Source organism: Allomesorhizobium aridi, from assembly GCF_043769475.1.
Lineage (GTDB): Bacteria > Pseudomonadota > Alphaproteobacteria > Rhizobiales > Rhizobiaceae > Allomesorhizobium.
This window is the reverse complement of sequence record NZ_CP171729.1, coordinates 5844680-5861616: the sequence shown is the minus strand read 5'-3', so window position 1 is coordinate 5861616 and position 16937 is coordinate 5844680. Positions and strand designations below refer to the sequence as shown.

Here is a 16937-nt window from a genome sequence, read left to right as displayed (position 1 = left end):
ACATTGGATCGCGCCCGGTACGGCGCACCATCAGGCGGACGCAGTTGCGAGAGATTGTGCCGCTATCGGGTACGACGATCTATGAGATGGAGCAGCGTGGCGAATTTCCGCGGCGCTTTTATCTGACGCCGCGCTGCGTCGTTTGGGACCTGGCCGAGGTCGAGGCTTGGCTCGAGGAGCGACGGCGCGCCTCCGAAGCCGGAAGGATCGAAACGGCGCCCGCGCCCGATGTACGGCTGCGCAGGACGCGGCCGGTCAAGTTGGATCGAGAGTAATCGATTGCACTGTGGGCGGGTGGAGCGTCGGCGTGTGCTTCTTCCCTACATGCCACGCGTCGATCATGTCAGCCCATTCCTGCAACATGTGGCGTCGCTGCGGTTCGTATTCCGCCTTGTTGTAAACGCCGCGCGACGTGCGGTTGTCCTCATGCGCGAGACACTTTTCGATCCAGTCGCGATTGAAGCCGAGCTCATTGAGCAGCGTCGATCCGGTGCGTCGCAAGTCGTGCACCGTGAAAGGTTCAAGCGGCAGCCCCTGCGTCTTCGCCCGTTCGACGATGGCCATGGTGACGCGGTTGAAAGTCGCGCGCGACATCGGCTCGTCGGCGTCGTACCGTGACGGCAGCACATACCGCGAATTCGCGGCGCAGGTCTTGAGCGCGACCATAATGTCGAGCGCCTGCCGCGAGAGATAAACATTATGGGGTTTTTTCCTCTTCATCCGCTCTTTCGGGATGCTCCAGACAGCATTCTCGAAATCGACCTCATCCCAAGTGGCGTCGAGCAATTCGCTCTTGCGGACCATGGTGAGCAGGATCAGCTTGAGCCCAAGACGGATGGTGGGCAGCGTCGCCACACGCTCGAGCTCACTCAGCATGGTCCGGATCTCGCCTGGGCTGAGCGCACGATCCTTCGGTGCAAACGTGGCGATGGAGGCCGGCCCGACGTCATCGGCGGGGTTGGCGACCTTCTCGCCGTGGAGAACGGCATAGCCATAGATCTGCTTCACGATGTCCCGGACGTGGATGGCCGTGGCCGGCGCGCCGCGCTCCTTTACCTTCGCGCAGAGTGCCCGCAGGTCGTCAGGCGTGATCTCGGTCAGTAGACGGCTCTTCCAGATCGGCAGAATGTCACGGTCGAAAATGGCCTTGCGCATCGAGCGCGTGCTCTCCGCCATCTTGGCGTCCTTGAACCAGCGCTTGCCCGCCTCGCCGAAATTTGAAGCGGCAGAAAGCCTTCGCTTTTCGCGCTGCTTCTCCTGGGCGGGCGATTTGCCCTCCGCCACCATCTTGCGCGCCGCAAGGCAGCGCTCCCGCGCCTCGGCCAGCGAGATGCCGTCCTCTCCATAGCGGCCGAGCGTCATGGTCTCGCGCCGGCCGTTAACACGGTAGTCATATCGGAAGGTGATCTGCCCGGCGGGGGAAACCACCGCGTACATACCGTCACGATCAGTCACTTTATAGATTTTCCCCTTCGGTTTCAGGCGTTTGAGTGCAAGATCGGTCAACATGGCGGCGGTCACATCGGCAGGAAAATCGGCTTGAACGCATCCGATTTTACCGTCATCGATTTTACCGTCAACCTTCCAATAAAATTAAAATGTATCAATGGCTTAGTTTAACTTTCGACCGCTCACTTGAAACGAGAGCTTTGACGGTATTTCGCGAACGTCGGCTGAGACCCGAACCTCATACCGTCAGGTTTACCGTCAGATTGTCGCGCTTGAGCTCGATAGACAGCGATAGATGATGATGAGAAGAATCTTGTTTATCAAAGGATTACTAGCTTTCGCCGATAGTCGGCGAAAGCCCGTTGATGATCCGGTTTCATTCCCACTCAATCGTCCCAGGAGGCTTGCTCGTCACGTCGTAGACGACGCGGTTGATGCCGCGCACTTCGTTGATGATGCGGGTGGCGGCGGCTCCTAGGAAGCTCATGTCGTAGTGGTAGAAATCGGCGGTCATGCCGTCGACCGAAGTCACCGCCCGCAGCGCGCAGACGAATTCGTAGGTGCGCCCATCGCCCATCACGCCGACCGTCTGCACCGGCAGCAGCACCGCGAAGGCCTGCCAGATCGCATCGTAGAGGCCAGCCTTGCGGATCTCGTCGAGATAGATGGCGTCGGCCTCGCGCAGGATTTCGAGCTTTTCGCGGGTGATGCCGCCAGGGCAGCGTATGGCAAGGCCGGGACCCGGGAAGGGATGGCGGCCGATGAAATGATCGGGCAGGCCGAGTTCCTTGCCCAGCACCCTCACCTCGTCCTTGAACAGTTCGCGCAGCGGCTCGACCAGCTTCATGTTCATGCGTTCGGGAAGGCCGCCGACATTGTGGTGCGACTTGATCGTCACCGACGGGCCGCCTGTGAACGACACGCTCTCGATGACGTCGGGGTAGAGCGTGCCCTGCGCCAAAAACTCCGCGCCGCCAAGCTTCTTCGCCTCGTCCTCGAACACCTCGATGAACAGCCGCCCAATCGTCTTGCGTTTTCTTTCCGGGTCGGCCTCGCCTTCCAGCGCGCCGACGAAGCGGTCCACCGCATCGACCAGGATAAGCGGCAAATTGTAGTGCTCGCGGAACATAGTGACCACGTCGGCCGCCTCGCCCTTGCGCATCAGGCCGTGGTCAACGAGGATGCAGGTCAACTGGTCGCCGACCGCTTCGTGGATCAGCAGCGCCGCAACCGAGGAATCGACGCCGCCCGAAAGCGCGCAGATCACCTTGCCGTCGCCGACTTGCTTGCGGATCGTCTCGATAGCTTTCTCCTTATAGGCGGCCATCGACCAGTCGCCCTCGATGCCGGCGACCTTGTGGACGAAATTCTGCAGGAGTTTCGCGCCGTCGGGCGTGTGCACCACTTCCGGGTGGAACATGATGCCGTACATCTTGCGCGCGGCGTCGCCGAATACGGCGAAAGGAGCGCCCTCGGATCTACCGAACACCTCGAATCCTTTTGGGAGCGAGATGACCCGGTCGCCATGGCTCATCCAGACCTGGTGGCGCTGGCCGGGCGCCCACATGCCCTCGAACAGCGGGCACTCTTTCTCGACCTGTACGAAGGCGCGGCCGAATTCGCGATGGTCCGAGCTTTCCGCGATGCCGCCCATCTGGACGCACATCGTCATCTGGCCGTAGCAGATGCCGAGCACAGGCACGCCGGCCTCGAACACGATCTGCGGCGCGCGCGGACTGCCTATCTCGGTGGTGGAGGCCGGTCCGCCCGAAAGGATCACCGCCTTCGGCTGGATGCGCTGAAACGCCTCTTCGGCCAACTGGAAGGGAACGATTTCGGAAAAGACCCCGGCTTCGCGCACGCGGCGCGCAATGAGCTGCGTCACCTGGCTGCCGAAGTCGATGATAAGAACGGTGTCGGGGTGATCGGTGGTTTTCATGGCGGGCATTTAAAGAAAAGAGCGAGTCGGCGCAATGGGTTGTCGATAAACGCGGACAATCCGATTCATGGCGCTCGCGGATCGATTCAAATCCTTCATCCGGCAAATGAACCGAACGCCAGCTGTTCCATCTGTTGAATCGAAGCCAGGCGCTAACGCGTTGTTTTGCCTTCGATCCGCAGCAAACCGTTCTCGATCGCGGCCTCCAGCATACCGACCGCCGCAGCCAGTTTCTCGTCGATGACGTGCAGATATTCGGTCCAGTCGGAGACATGCTTCAATTCGGCCGCGCCGTCGGAAATACCGCGCAGGCCGATCAGCTCGACGCCGAAACGCTGGCAGGCGCGCAGCACCGCGAAGGTCTCCATGTCGACCATGTCCTCGGCGATGGCGTCATAGGCAGCGCCCGAAACGATCGCCGCACCCGTCGAGAGAGATGCCTCCCGGATGCCGGGAATACGACGCGGCAAAGGCACGGTGACAGGCAAGTCGAGAAAAGGCGTCGCGCCTTTTTCGAAGCCGAGGGCCGACGCGTCCATGTCTCGGTAAGACACCGAGACCGCCTGGTAGATTTCGGCCTGTTCGAGCGTGCGGCTGCCGGCGGAACCGAGCGAAACGACGAGATCGGGAAGCGCGTTTTGGACTTGCAGCCGCGCCAGTTCCGCGCCCATGGCGACGCCGGACTCGACCGGGCCGACGCCGGTCATGACGGGTGTGATGAGACGCTGCAAATGCGGGCCGTATTCGGCGTCGGCGGCCATGACGAACAGGACGGATCCGCCGGCGACGCTCTCGGCCACCGGCTCAGCCTTCGATGCCGTCGCGGCCAACCACGGTCATCATAGTGCCGGTCATCGTGGCGATCAGCTTGGCCTCGCCGTCCGCCGCGAAGGCGTATGCCTGGCCGTCGGCGACGACGATGGTGCGGCCGGGCTTGGTGACCGAGCCGCGAAACAGGAAACGTTCACCCTTGCCCGGCGCAAGCAGGTTGACCTTGAATTCAATGGTCAGCACCGCGGCGTTTTCGGGCATCATCGAGAATGCCGCATAGCCGCAAGCCGAATCGAGCGCGGTCGAGATGATGCCCGCATGAAGAAAGCCGTGCTGCTGGGTCAGCCCCGGGGAATGGGCCATCTCGATCTCGACGGTGCCTGGCGTCACCAGCGTCAGTTCGGCGCCAATGGTCCTCATGACGCTCTGGCGCGAGAAGGATATCCTCACGCGCTCCTCATAATCGGGAGCGGATACGATCGTTGCGGCCATCATTCCATGCCCTGCTTATCCAACCCGCTTTATCGCAAAGGTGCGGGAATGTTGCAACGCAACAATTATGTCTGGCCCGCGCGGCGAAGCGCCGCGAAGAAGAAGCCGTCGGTGCCGCTTCGCGCCGGCGTCAGTATTATGCCGGCTGAAGGATCGACGCAGGCAGCGGTCGAGCGCCCCGGAAAATGACGCTCCCACAGCGCTTCGTGGTCGACGGGCGAAAACTCCGGATTGTCCGCGGCGAGCCTGCTGATCTGGTCGCGGTTTTCCTCGCCGAACACCGAACAGGTGATATAGACCAGCAGCCCGCCAGGCTTCACGTAGCCCTTGGCGGCTTCGAGGATCGCCACCTGCTCCCCCTTGCGCACATCGAGCTGCCTTTGCGTTAGCCGCCACTTTGCGTCGGGCCGCCGCCGCCAGGTGCCGCTGCCGGTGCATGGCGCGTCGATCAGCACGATGTCCATCAGGCTCTGCAATCCGGAAAGTTCGGCGGGTTTAGTAACAACCTGAATGTTGCGGTTGTCCGACCGCCTGATGCGGTCGAAGATCGGCGCGAGCCTGATCTTTTCAGCGTCGTGAGCAAAAATCTGGCCGCGATTTTCCATGATGGCAGACAAAGCAAGCGTCTTGCCGCCCGCGCCGGCGCAGAAATCGAGCACCTGCATTCCGGGCTTCGCGCCGGCAAGCTCGGCGGCGATCTGCGAGCCCTCATCCTGCACCTCGAACCAGCCCTTCTGGAAAGCCGGCTCGGCTTGCACATTTGGATGGCGGCCGCTGCCGTCGATCGGCGGAATGCGGATGCCCTGCGAGGCGATTTTCGTTGGCGCCGCGCCTACGCCCGACAGTTCGCCGAGAATGCGGTCACGATTGGCGTTGATCGTATTGACCCTGAGGTCGAGCGGCGGCCGCGCTGCCAGCGCCCTGCCCTCTTCGACCCAATCCGCGCCAAATGCCTGCTCCAGAAGCGGCGCGCACCAGTCGGGGCAGTCCGCGCGGATGACGTCGGGCGCGTCCTCAAGTGAGCGCGAGGCGATCGCATTCAGTTCCTCGGGGCTCAGCGGTGGCGGGGCGAAGCGGTCGCCTTCGAGCGCCTGGTTCAGCGATTGCGCGGTTTCGCGCCATTCGAGCAGCAGCGCGCCGAAGCCAATGGCGCGCGGCGTGTCGCCGCCGACGAGCCAGCCTGCCGAACGCTTACGGCGCAGCGCGTCGTACACGATGTTGCCGATCGCCGCCCTGTCGCCCGCCCCGGCAAAGCGGTGCGACAGGCCCCAGTCCTTAAGCGCTTCCGCAGCGGGGCGGTGCCTCCTGTCGATGTCCTCGAGCACTTCGATGGCTGCAGCCAGCCTTCCGCCAAGTCGCATTTTTGGTATTCCCTATTTCGGTGAAACCCGAGAATGCCTGCCTACCTGCCGAATGCGAGCCGCACAAGCCGCCGCATGGCCCGCCGCGCGAATTCCGGGTGCCTGCTCCCAAAGACAAAACAGGCGCGGATCTCTCCGCGCCTGCCTATTCTGGTCCTCGTCTTGAGACGGCAAACTACTCCGCTGCTTCCCGCAGCGGCGTCACCGAGGCAGCCCGGCCCTCGTCGAGGTCGAAACGGTCGGCGTTCATCACCTTGTTCCACGCCGCGACGAAGTCCTTCACGAACTCCTCCCTGGAGTCCGCGGTGGCATAGACTTCGGCGTAGGCGCGCAGCTGCGAGTGCGAACCGAAAATCAGGTCGACGCGGGTGCCGGTCCACTTGAACTCGTTCGTCTCGCGGTCGCGTCCCTCATAAACGCCGTCGGAGCCGGCCAGCGGCTGCCAGACAGTGCTCATGTCGAGCAGGTTGACGAAGAAGTCGTTCGTCAAGGTCCCGGGCTTTCCGGTGAAGACGCCGTGCCTGGAGTCGCCGACATTGGCGCCTAGGACACGGAGGCCACCGACAAGTACCGTCATCTCGGGTCCCGTAAGCGTCAGCAACTGCGCCCGGTCGACCAAAGCTTCCTCGGGCTGCATGAACTTCAGCTTGCCGCTGTTCGTATAGTTGCGAAAACCGTCATAACGCGGCTCCAGCGGCGCGAAGGATTGAACGTCTGTCTGTTCCTGTGAAGCGTCTGTGCGACCCGGCGTAACGGGAACCGACACGTCGATGCCGGCATCCTTCGCGGCCTTCTCGATCGCAGCGGACCCGCCGAAAACGATGAGATCGGCAAGCGAAACCTTCTTGCCACCGGGCTGCGAAGCGTTGAACTCCTGCTGGATTGCCTCCAGCTTCTGCAGCACGGTCGCCAGTTGGGCCGGCTCATTGACTTCCCAGTCCTTCTGGGGGCTGAGGCGGATGCGTGCCCCGTTCGCGCCGCCGCGTTTGTCGGAGCGGCGGAAAGTCGATGCCGACGCCCAGGCGGTCGAGACGAGCTGCGACACCGACAGACCGGAGGCGAGGATCTTGGCCTTCAGCGCGGCGATGTCCTGCTCGTCGATCAGCGGGTGATCCACGGCCGGAACCGGATCCTGCCAGATCAGCGTCTCCTGCGGAACCAGCGGGCCGAGATAGCGCACCTTCGGACCCATGTCGCGGTGCGTCAGCTTGAACCAGGCGCGGGCAAAGGCATCTGCGAACTCGGCCGGATTCTCGTAGAAGCGCCGCGAGATCTTTTCGTAGGCCGGATCGAACCTCAGCGAGAGGTCCGTGGTCAGCATGGTCGGAACATGCTTCTTCGACGGATCGAAGGCATCCGGAATGGTCTGCTCGCCGCCCTTCGCCTTCCACTGCTTCGCCCCGGCCGGGCTCGTCGTCAGCTCCCATTCGTTTTCGAACAGGTTCTTGAAGAAGAGGTTGCTCCACCGCGTCGGTGTCTGTACCCAGGTGACTTCCGGGCCGCCGGTAATGGCATCGGCGCCGACGCCCGTACCGTGCTTGCTCTTCCAGCCGAGGCCCTGATCCTCGAGCGCGCCGCTTTCCGGCTCCGGCCCGACCAGCGACGGATCGCCGGCGCCGTGGGTCTTGCCGAAGCTGTGGCCGCCAGCGATCAGCGCGACGGTTTCTTCGTCGTTCATAGCCATGCGGAAGAAGGTCTCGCGGATGTCCTTGGCCGCCGCGATCGGATCCGGATTGCCGTTCGGCCCTTCAGGGTTAACGTAGATCAGGCCCATCTGGACGGCGCCGAGCGGCTCCGACAACTGGCGCTCGCCGCTGTAGCGCTCGTCGCCTAGCCAGGTACCCTCCGGCCCCCAGTAGAGCTCTTCGGGCTCCCAGACATCGGCGCGGCCGCCGGCGAAACCGAACGTCTTGAAGCCCATCGATTCGAGCGCGACGTTGCCGGCAAGAATCATCAGGTCGGCCCATGAGATTTTCCGGCCGTATTTCTGCTTGATCGGCCATAGCAGCCGGCGCGCCTTGTCGAGGTTGGCGTTGTCCGGCCAGGAGTTGAGCGGCGCAAAACGCTGCTGGCCTGCCCCGGCGCCGCCGCGGCCGTCAGTAATGCGGTAGGTGCCTGCGCTGTGCCAGGCCATGCGGATCATCAAGCCGCCGTAGTGACCGAAATCTGCCGGCCACCACTCCTGCGAGTCAGTCATCAGCGCATGCAGGTCCTTGATCACTGCGTCGAGGTCGAGAGTCTTGAACTCCTCGGCATAGTCAAAGTCCTTGCCCATCGGATCGGACAAGGTGGAGTTCCGATGGAGCATCTGGATGTCCAGGTGATCCGGCCACCAGTCGCGGTTGGAGCGTCCGCGGGCACCGCCTGTGAACGGGCATTTGCCGGCGCTCTCGTCAGTCTTTGCGTCCATTTTTCTTCTCCGATCGTGTTCTGTGATTGCTTGTCCGACGGTCGGAACAGGGCCGGCCAGTCTGGAGTTGTTCCAGCCTAGAGCGGTCCGGCCATAAAAACAAATTGCCTTTTCTATTTCTGCCGATAACTTTCCCTTATGATAAAGCTAACAGTCCGCCAGATGGAATATTTCGAGGCGCTGGCCCAGACCCTGCATTTCGGGCGGGCCGCGGAACTTGCCGGTGTGACCCAACCGGCTCTCTCGGCGCAGATTTCCGAAATGGAAGCGCGGCTCGGCGGTCGGCTCTTCGAGCGGGGTGGAAAGTCTGTGGCCATGACGATCGAGGCGCAGGCGCTGCTGCCGCGCATCGAGACGATCCTGGCCGACATACGCGGCGTCGAAAGCATTGCGCGGCGTGGCCGGTCTGCGATGGAAGGGCGCTTCCGGCTGGGCATTATCCCGACCATCGCACCCTACCTGCTGCCGCATGTGCTGCCCGACCTGAAGGCGCGCTTTCCCACGCTCGTCCTGGAACTGCGCGAGGCCGTGACCGGGTCGCTGGCCGAGGAAACCGCGGCCGGCCGGCTCGACGGGTTCATCGCCGCCATGCCGCTCGACTTTCCGGGACTGGTCACGGAGGCGCTATTCGAGGACCGCTTCTTCCTGGCGGTGCCGGCGGACGATCCGGAATTCGCCTCGCCGCCGGTGCCGCCGGAAAGTCCGGCGCTGGAACGGCTGATGCTGCTCGAGGAGGGCCATTGCCTGCGTGAGCAGGCCCTGTCGATGTGCGGCAGCGTGAAGCCGGTAGCGATGGCGAGCTATGGTGCGACCAGCCTGACGACGCTGCTCCAGATGGTCGCGCACGGGCTCGGCGTCACGCTCATTCCCGAAATGGCGATGGGGCCGGCGAGCGACATGCGCGATTTGAAGATCGTGCCGTTCATGGAGCCGATGCCGTCGCGGACCGTCTGCCTGGCATGGCGGCGCAACAGCCGCAGGCATGACGAATGCGTCGAACTCGCCGGCATCATGCGCGGCCTGCGCGGCGCGCTTTTGCCCCAGGCGTGAGGTTCACGCCAGATTCGCAAGCGCGGCCGAAATCGAGCGGACGGCCTCTTCGTCGGCCGCATTGCGCTCTTTCTTCGAGGCTGCCAGACAGGCCTGCGAGCGCAGTATGACGCCGTCCTGCAGCACCTTCAGATGGTTGGCACGCAGCGTCGAGCCGGTCGTGGTGATATCGACAACGACATCGGCCGAGCCGGCGGCGGGCGCGCCCTCGGTGGCGCCGAGACTTTCGACGATGCGGTAAACCTGGATGCCGTGCTTCTGCGAAAAGAAATTTTGCGTCAGCCGCCAGTATTTTGTCGCGATGCGCAGGCGGCGGCCGTGGCGCTGGCGGAAATCGGCGGCGACGTCGTCGAGGTCGGCCATTGTGTCGACATCAAGCCAGATTTCCGGCACCGCGACCACGACATCGGCATGGCCGAAGCCGAGCCGTGCTACGATTTCCGCACGCGATTCCCAATCGGCCAGCGTCTCGCGCAACAGATCCTCGCCGGTGATGCCGAGGTCGATAGTCCCCTGCCCGATCTCGCCGGCGATTTCCGACGCCGAAAGGAACGCCACCTCGACATCGCGCCGGCCCTCGATGCGGGCGCGGTATTTGCGGTCATCGCCGGGCAGTGTGACGGCGAGGCCAGCCTTGGTCAGCACCTCCAGCGCCTGCTCCCGGAGTCGGCCTTTTGACGGGATGGCGAGCGTGATGGTCATCGGCCGCCCTCCCGCAGGCTTTCGATGCGGTCGAGCCAGACCGAAAAGCCGACGCCGGGGATTTTGTCGCGCGCGCCGAGCAGCGTCAGCAGCCGGTCGTAGCGGCCGCCGCCGGCCAGGGGGCGGTCGGAACCGGAAGCGGCGATCTCGAAGACCAGGCCGGTGTAATAGTCGAGCGGGCGGCCGAACGCCGCGTCGTAATGGATAATGCCGACCGGCAGGCCATGGCCGGAAATGGCCTTCGCACGGGCGGCGAAATGGTCGAGCGCGGCGCCTAGCCTGAGGCCGGAGCCGGCGGCGAATTTTTCGAGCGCGCCGGCTGCGTCGGCGAGCGGCACATGGATCGCCAGAAATGCCTTCAGTGCGTCGAAGGCTTCGGCGGACAGGCGCACGCTCCTGAGTTCCGCCCGCTCGATCAGGCGGCGGGCGATCTCGTCGGGCGTGCGGCCCGCCGAGGGCGACAGACCGGTCTCTTCCATGCCGGCGGCGATGTGGGCTGCCAGCCTGCCTGCATCGCCGTCTGCGACGAGCGAGGCCACCGGCTCTGCAAGCGACGTATTGCGAGGCGGCGTGGCGAGATCGGCAAGAGCGGCCGCCAGCATGTCGGCCGAGCCGAAGGCGCGGGCGAGCCGCATGCGCCAGCCGCGCGGCAGGCCGAGCGCTGCGAGCACTGCCTCGAAGATGGTCTGGTCGCCTAGCGTGATTTTCAGTTCCCGTCCGGGCAGCGCGATCTTGAGCAACGCATGCGCGTCGGCGACCGAGCGCGCGTCGGCCTCGGCGGTGTTCTGCTCGCCGAGGTCTTCGATGCCGGCCTGGAAAAATTCGGCTTCGCCCTCGCGGCGCTGGCGGAACACCTCGCCGAGATAAGAGTAGCGGCGCGGGGTGCCGGCCTGCGAGGCGATGTGGTCGAGGCAGACGGGGATGGTGAATTCGGGACGCAGACAGAGCGTCTGCCCGGTCTCGCTTTCGGTGAGGAAGATGCGGCGGCGCAAATCCTCGCCGGCCATGTCTAGGAACGGATCGGCGGGCTGCAGTACCGCCACTTCGACGGGATCGGCCCCGCGCTCGGCGAAGAGTTCGAGGATCTTTGGGGCGATTGCGGGGTAGCGGGTCATCGGCGCGACGACAAAGGTTGGCGCTGCCCCTCACCCTTACCCTCTCCCCGTAAGGACGGGGAGAGGGGGGCGTCAGCGTTGCGGCCAGCCTCCCTCTCCCCGTTCTTACGGGGAGAGGATGCCGCCCGTTCGACTTCGCTCAGGAGGCAGGTGAGGGGCAGGCAATCACTTTGCAAGGCTGCGATCCCTCGCCTGCGCATCCAGAATCCTCCGCACAGCCTCGACCAGTTCGCCTTCCTTGACCGTCACCTGCGCCGGGCGGCCTTCGCGCCAGGCGGTGTTGTCGGTGATCTCCTCCGATAGCCGCTTGCCCTCGATCAGGTCCTTGATCTGCACCTCGCCTTTCGCCAGCTCGTCGCCGCCCTGGATGATGGCGCAAGGGCTGCCGCGCCGGTCGGCGTATTTGAGCTGCGCCTTCATGCCAGCGCCGCCGAGATACATTTCGGCGCGGATGCCGGCCTGGCGAAGCTGCGACACCATCTTCTGGTAGCGGCCGAGGCTTTCCGTGTCCTTGTCCATGACCAGCACCACGACGGGCGCGATGACGTCCGACGTGTCGAGCTTGCCGAGGTTCTTCAGTGCCGTCATCAGGCGCGAGACACCGATGGAAAAGCCGGTCGCAGGCACGGGCTCGCCGCGAAAGCGCGACACCAGTCCGTCATAGCGCCCACCGCCGCCAACCGAGCCGAAGCGAACGATTTTTCCCTCTTCGTTGGGAATTTCGGCGAGCAGTTCGGCTTCATAGACCGGGCCGGTGTAGTATTCGAGGCCGCGGACAACGGAGGGGTCTATCAGGATCGCTTCGAACCGTAGCCGGCAGCTCTTACAAGAGCTTCGATCTCAGAAAGCTCTCTCAGACCAGCTTCGATAGTGGGATTTTTAGGGAGCTTTGCTCCCAATCCTTGAATTGTAAAATCGTTATCGATCTCAAATGAACTTACGCCTGCATCCGTCCTTATCGGAATCTCTGCATTGTCCTCGAAAATCTTCGTTGGTGTCTGGCCAAGTTCAGTGAGCGAAGGCGGTATCTGAATAGTGTTCAGGATAAGTGCGGCTTGTCCTTCATCCAATCCTGCACCCTTAGTAAAATCGCCCTCCCCTTCCTGCCCGCCATCCCAGCGGCCTGACCCCAGCAATTTTCGTATTTCTTCTGCAGGAAACTTGTCCGCTTTATCGATGGCGCGGAGCACCGTCAGCCGGCGGCCGGCATTCTCGTCGCCGCCGAGGCCGATCGCCTCGAGCACGCCGTCCAGCACCTTACGGTTGTTGACGCGGATGACGTAGTCGCCGCGCTCGATGCCGAGCGCCTCCATCACGTCGGCCATCATCATCGCCATTTCGGCGTCGGCGGCGACGCCGGGCGTGCCGACCGTGTCGGCGTCGAACTGCATGAACTGGCGGAAGCGGCCCGGGCCCGGCTTTTCGTTGCGGAAAACCCAGCCGGCGCGGTAGCTGCGGTAGGGTTTTGGCAGGCGCTCGAAATTCTCGGCGACATAGCGGGCGAGCGGTGCGGTCAGGTCATAACGCAGCGACAGCCACTGCTCGTCATCGTCCTGGAACGAAAACACGCCCTCGTTGGGCCGGTCCTGGTCGGGCAGGAATTTGCCCAGCGCGTCGGTGTATTCGATCAGCGGCTGGTCGGCCGGCTCGAAACCGTAGAGCTCGAAAACCTCGCGGATCGCGGCCGTCATCTTCTCGGTGGCGCGGATGTCTTCCGGCGAGCGGTCGACAAAGCCGCGCGGCTGCCGCGCCTTCGTTCGGGATGATGTGTCGGCCATGTGATCTGTCGCTTTACTGGATAATGTCGTGCGCCAAAGGCGGCGCGGGTGTCCTAACCGATGGTGCATAGGGCGGCAAGGGTTTGGGCGCGACGCGCTGCTGTCCCCGGTTTGCCGCAGGGGACAGTTTACTTTCTTTTCGCAGAACGGCGGCGGCAGTTGAGAAGTTCGCGCGGGCGGAAAAAAGCAAACTGTCCCCGGCACGCACTTCTCCGTCGCCACGCCCCGTTTCCGGTCTGGCCATTGTGGGAAGCGGCGCATGGCAGCGACGCCTAATCAATTTAATTTAGTGACGCGCTGCCATGCGCCGCCGGCGTTTTCTCCCCTTGCCGCTCCCGGCCCATGCCCTGTCCCGGTATTCTGGGACAAGGCGCGGGCGCACAGGTTCGACCCGGGGCCGGAGCGCCCCGCACGACCATGCGGGAGTCATCTCCGGCGCCACACTTGCCTGGATGCCGGTCGTGCACACCCGTTCCCACCAGCAAGCTGCCGGGATGGAGTATGCGGGCATCGACGGAGGGTGTGGACAAAGCCAAAGGTCGAAAGGCGCAGAAATCTTACAAGATGTTGATTTCAAATCGTTAAAAATTTTTCGGGGAGCGGGAATTTGTTCACCGGGGGCGAAGGCGGTTACGCTCTCCCTTCCCCCGGCACGGGGCAGGGTTATCACATATGGCTGCAAATCAGGTGCGTCCTTCGAGGCTCGCTTCGCTCGCACCTCAGGATGAGGGAAGTCAGCGCCCAACCTCCCTCATCCTGAGGTGCGAGCGAAGCGAGCCTCGAAGGACGCACTTATTCATTGCCATTCCTCACCCCGGCCGCCTGAACTCCGCCCGCTGCTTCTCCACCTCGGCCCGGCAGGCGCAGCCTTCGATATGGTCGTTGACCAGGCCCATAGCCTGCATGAAGGCGTAGATGGTGGTGGGGCCGACAAAGTTCCAGCCGCGCTTCTTCAGCTCCTTCGAGATGCGGATCGAGGTTGGCGAGGTCGGGTTGGCGGTGAGCGTTCTGTAGTCCACGACCGCCGGCCGCTCGTCAGCGCCGGGCTCGTGGCGCCAGAACCAGGCCGCCAGCGAGCCCGCCTCTTCCGCCAGTTCGCGGGCGCGCCTGGCGTTGTTGATGGTGGAGACGATCTTGCCGCGGTGGCGCACGATGCCGGCATTGCCGAGCAGCCGCTCGATATCGGCCTCGCCGAACTCGGCAACGCGCTCATAGTCGAAGCCGTTGAACGCCTCGCGGAAATTGTCGCGCTTGCGCAGGATCGTCAGCCAGGACAGGCCGGACTGGAAACCTTCGAGGCAGATCTTTTCGAACAGCCTTTTGTCGTCGGCGACCGGCCGGCCCCATTCATGGTCATGGTAGTGCAGATAGTCGGGCAGCGCGCCGGGCCAGAAGCAGCGCGTGACCCCATCCGCACCTTCGAGCAGTCCAGTCTTCACCTCATCCATTACGTCAAAACCCAATCCTTAACGGCGCAATCCGCCTGCTTTACCGGGCCTTTACCAGATTCCTGAACCGGCCGGTAACCACACCGAAAAAGTTTACTGACAAAACGGCCTTTTACGCATTCCGATTCACGTTTTCCTTGTCCCATCCGGTCAACGATCGCGTTGAAGCGGGAGAACTCTCCCGCGACCCACGACGACCCCGACCAAGAGTGCATGTTCATGAAGAGTCTTTTGTTCCTTGTGTCTATCGCCGCGCTTGCCGCGACACCCGCCGCCGCCAACGACCGCTATCTCGAGCGGCCGCCGGTGGTGGTCAGCCCCGATCTTTCCGCGCCCTGGGTGCTGCAACTCGGCCGCAAGCCCGGCAAGGTTCTGCAGCGGCAGCTGTGGCGGCAGAATTCATTCGGCGTCGAGGTACAGCCTGCGCCGCGTTATCGCGCGGTCGGGCCCGACCGGATCTGCACCGCGGCGGTGCAGGCGCCGGCCAAGCCCAAGGTCCAGCCCAGCCGGCAGATGAACCCGATCTACCTACCGCAGACGGTTGCCTATGACGGCCCGCACGCACCCGGCACCATCATCATCGACACGCGCGAGAATTTTCTGTTCCTGGTGCTGGAGGGCGGCGAGGCGCGGCGCTACGGCGTCGGCACCGGCAAGCCGGGCTTCGAGTGGGCCGGCACGCACAAGGTGACCCAGAAACGCGAATGGCCGGACTGGCGGCCGCCCGCCGAGATGATCGCGCGGGAGCGCGCCAAGGGCCGGCATTTGCCGGTGCACATGGCCGGCGGACCGGAAAACCCGCTCGGCGCACGCGCGCTCTATCTCGGCTCGACGCTCTACCGCATCCACGGCACCAACCAGCCCTGGACGATCGGCGGCGCGGTGTCGTCAGGCTGCATCCGCATGCGCAACGAGGATGTCGTCGAGCTGTACGAGCGGGTCGATGTCGGGACGAAGGTCGTGGTGATGTAATTTCGAACGGGGGACGGGCCGATGCCGTAGGGGCGGCAGGCCCGGGAGCGGCGCGGCGCGAATGCCGCGGCCGCTTTTTTTTCGAAGGATCTGCGCTGCCCCTCATCTGCCTGCCGGCATCTTCTCCCCGTATAGTGACGGGGAGAAGAGGCTAAATCCCCGCCGGCCGTTTTCCGCCATAGGCCCAGTCGAGCAGCTCCACCGTGTGCACGATCGGCATCTTAGCCGCCGAGGCGATCTGGGTGATGCAGCCGATGTTGCCGGTGGCGATCATGTCTGCGCCGGTGGCCTCGATGTTTTTCACTTTGCGGTCGCGCAGTTGGGCCGAAATCTCCGGCTGCGTGATGTTGTACGTACCGGCCGAGCCGCAGCACAGATGGCCCTCGCGCGGCTCCTTCACGATGAACCCCGCGCGGGCGAGAAGCTCCTTCGGCTGACGCGTGATCTTCTGGCCGTGCTGCATGGAACAGGCGGAGTGGTAGGCGACGGTGAGGCCGGGCTTTTGGGTCGGTTCGGGTAGATCGAGCGTTGCGAGATATTCGGTGATGTCCTTCGCCAGCGCCGAAATTTTCGCGGCTTTTGCAGCATAGGCAGGGTCGAGCCGGAGCATGAAGCCGTAATCCTTGATCGTCGTGCCGCAGCCTGAGGCGGTGATGATGATGGCGTCGAGGCCGTCGCTTTCGATCTCGCGCATCCAGGCGTCGACGTTCTGGCGCGCCGAGGCGAGCGCCTGCTCCTCGCGCCCCATGTGATGCACCAGCGCGCCGCAGCAGCCCTCGCCTTGCGGCACGACGACCTCGACGCCAAGCCGGGTAAGGAGGCGGATGGCCGCCTCGTTGATGCCGGGGTCGAGCACGGGTTGAGCGCAGCCGGTGAGGATGGCGACGCGTTTTTCGCGCGTGCCCGCCGGCCGATGGACACCCGGTGACGCTGTCGCCGATCTTGCGGGAATCGACGCGGGCGCGAGCCGCAGCATCGCAGCGAGCGGGCGCAACGGGCCAATCGCCTCGAACAGTCTTGCGAACGGCCTGCCGAGCCTCGCCAGCTTCAGCGCGGCGCGAAAGCGCGCCGGGTGCGACAGCACGAAGGCGAGCACCGCGCGGATGAACCGGTCGGGCAGCGGACGCTTATAGGTGTTCTCGATGTGGGCGCGAGCGTGGTCGACCAGATGCATGTAGTTCACGCCCGAGGGGCAGGTCGTCATGCAGGCAAGGCAGGACAGGCAGCGGTCGATATGGGTGACGATCTGCTCGTCCGCCGGCCGGCCGTTTTCCAGCATGTCCTTGATGAGATAAATTCGCCCGCGCGGGCTGTCGAGCTCGTTGCCGAGCGTGACATAGGTCGGGCAGGTGGCAGTGCAGAAGCCGCAATGCACGCATTTGCGCAGGATCTTTTCCGACTCCGCGACATGCGGATCGGCAAGCTGGGCGAGTGTGAAGGAGGTTTGCAT

Annotated in this window: 13 protein-coding genes and 1 pseudogene; 3 read left to right on the top strand and 11 right to left on the bottom strand. The window is 63.9% G+C overall.

Going from position 1 to position 16937, the window contains the following annotated elements; all coding sequences use genetic code 11:
- Window positions 1–44: 44 nt before the first annotated feature.
- Window positions 45–275 (top strand): helix-turn-helix transcriptional regulator, encoded by a 231-nt coding sequence (locus ACG873_RS30970; protein ID WP_394889746.1) that lies wholly within the window; start codon window positions 45–47, stop codon window positions 273–275.
- Here the strand turns inward: ACG873_RS30970 and ACG873_RS30965 are convergent.
- The 6 genes from ACG873_RS30965 to katG form a co-directional block, all read right to left on the bottom strand.
- Entirely contained in the window at window positions 256–1509 is a 1254-nt protein-coding gene (locus ACG873_RS30965; RefSeq protein WP_394889744.1) for a tyrosine-type recombinase/integrase, read from the bottom strand. The genes ACG873_RS30970 and ACG873_RS30965 overlap by 20 nt on opposite strands.
- 316 nt (window positions 1510–1825) lie before the next feature.
- Window positions 1826–3388, bottom strand: a complete 1563-nt coding sequence (guaA, locus tag ACG873_RS30960; RefSeq protein ID WP_394889742.1) for a glutamine-hydrolyzing GMP synthase — start codon at window positions 3386–3388, stop codon at window positions 1826–1828.
- A gap of 152 nt (window positions 3389–3540) precedes the next feature.
- Window positions 3541–4149 carry a 5'-methylthioadenosine/S-adenosylhomocysteine nucleosidase gene (locus ACG873_RS30955; RefSeq protein ID WP_394893781.1) on the bottom strand — a complete coding sequence of 203 codons (609 nt, stop codon included), beginning with the start codon at window positions 4147–4149 and terminating at the stop codon, window positions 3541–3543.
- A 43-nt stretch (window positions 4150–4192) separates the two neighbouring features.
- Window positions 4193–4651, bottom strand: a complete 459-nt coding sequence (locus ACG873_RS30950; RefSeq protein ID WP_394893780.1) for a PaaI family thioesterase — start codon at window positions 4649–4651, stop codon at window positions 4193–4195.
- A 65-nt stretch (window positions 4652–4716) separates the two neighbouring features.
- Window positions 4717–6012 carry an RsmB/NOP family class I SAM-dependent RNA methyltransferase gene (locus ACG873_RS30945; protein ID WP_394889740.1) on the bottom strand — a complete coding sequence of 432 codons (1296 nt, stop codon included), beginning with the start codon at window positions 6010–6012 and terminating at the stop codon, window positions 4717–4719.
- Window positions 6013–6187: 175 nt separating this feature from the next.
- Window positions 6188–8422 carry a catalase/peroxidase HPI gene (gene katG / locus ACG873_RS30940; RefSeq protein WP_394889739.1) on the bottom strand — a complete coding sequence of 745 codons (2235 nt, stop codon included), beginning with the start codon at window positions 8420–8422 and terminating at the stop codon, window positions 6188–6190.
- A gap of 138 nt (window positions 8423–8560) precedes the next feature.
- Here katG and ACG873_RS30935 point away from each other — a divergent pair, with 138 nt between their 5' ends.
- A complete protein-coding gene (locus ACG873_RS30935) occupies window positions 8561–9472 on the top strand; it encodes a hydrogen peroxide-inducible genes activator (RefSeq protein WP_394889738.1) in 912 nt (303 codons plus the stop codon).
- Window positions 9473–9475: 3 nt separating this feature from the next.
- On the opposite strand, the gene hisG is transcribed toward ACG873_RS30935, so the two are convergent.
- From hisG to ACG873_RS30915, 4 genes and pseudogenes are all read right to left on the bottom strand, one after another.
- Window positions 9476–10174 carry an ATP phosphoribosyltransferase gene (hisG, locus tag ACG873_RS30930; RefSeq protein ID WP_394889737.1) on the bottom strand — a complete coding sequence of 233 codons (699 nt, stop codon included), beginning with the start codon at window positions 10172–10174 and terminating at the stop codon, window positions 9476–9478.
- Window positions 10171–11289, bottom strand: a complete 1119-nt coding sequence (locus tag ACG873_RS30925; RefSeq protein WP_394889735.1) for an ATP phosphoribosyltransferase regulatory subunit — start codon at window positions 11287–11289, stop codon at window positions 10171–10173. The genes hisG and ACG873_RS30925 overlap by 4 nt, the downstream gene beginning before the upstream one ends.
- 165 nt (window positions 11290–11454) lie before the next feature.
- Window positions 11455–13067 (bottom strand): annotated as a pseudogene (gene hisS, locus ACG873_RS30920) (histidine--tRNA ligase).
- Between the two features lie 809 nt (window positions 13068–13876).
- Window positions 13877–14515, bottom strand: a complete 639-nt coding sequence (locus tag ACG873_RS30915) for a DNA-3-methyladenine glycosylase I (protein ID WP_394889733.1) — start codon at window positions 14513–14515, stop codon at window positions 13877–13879.
- 219 nt (window positions 14516–14734) lie between these two features.
- Here ACG873_RS30915 and ACG873_RS30910 point away from each other — a divergent pair, with 219 nt between their 5' ends.
- Window positions 14735–15487, top strand: a complete 753-nt coding sequence (locus ACG873_RS30910) for a L,D-transpeptidase (RefSeq protein ID WP_394889731.1) — start codon at window positions 14735–14737, stop codon at window positions 15485–15487.
- A 151-nt stretch (window positions 15488–15638) separates the two neighbouring features.
- Here ACG873_RS30910 and glcF read toward each other — a convergent pair whose 3' ends face one another.
- Window positions 15639–16937, bottom strand: a complete 1299-nt coding sequence (glcF, locus tag ACG873_RS30905; protein WP_394889730.1) for a glycolate oxidase subunit GlcF — start codon at window positions 16935–16937, stop codon at window positions 15639–15641.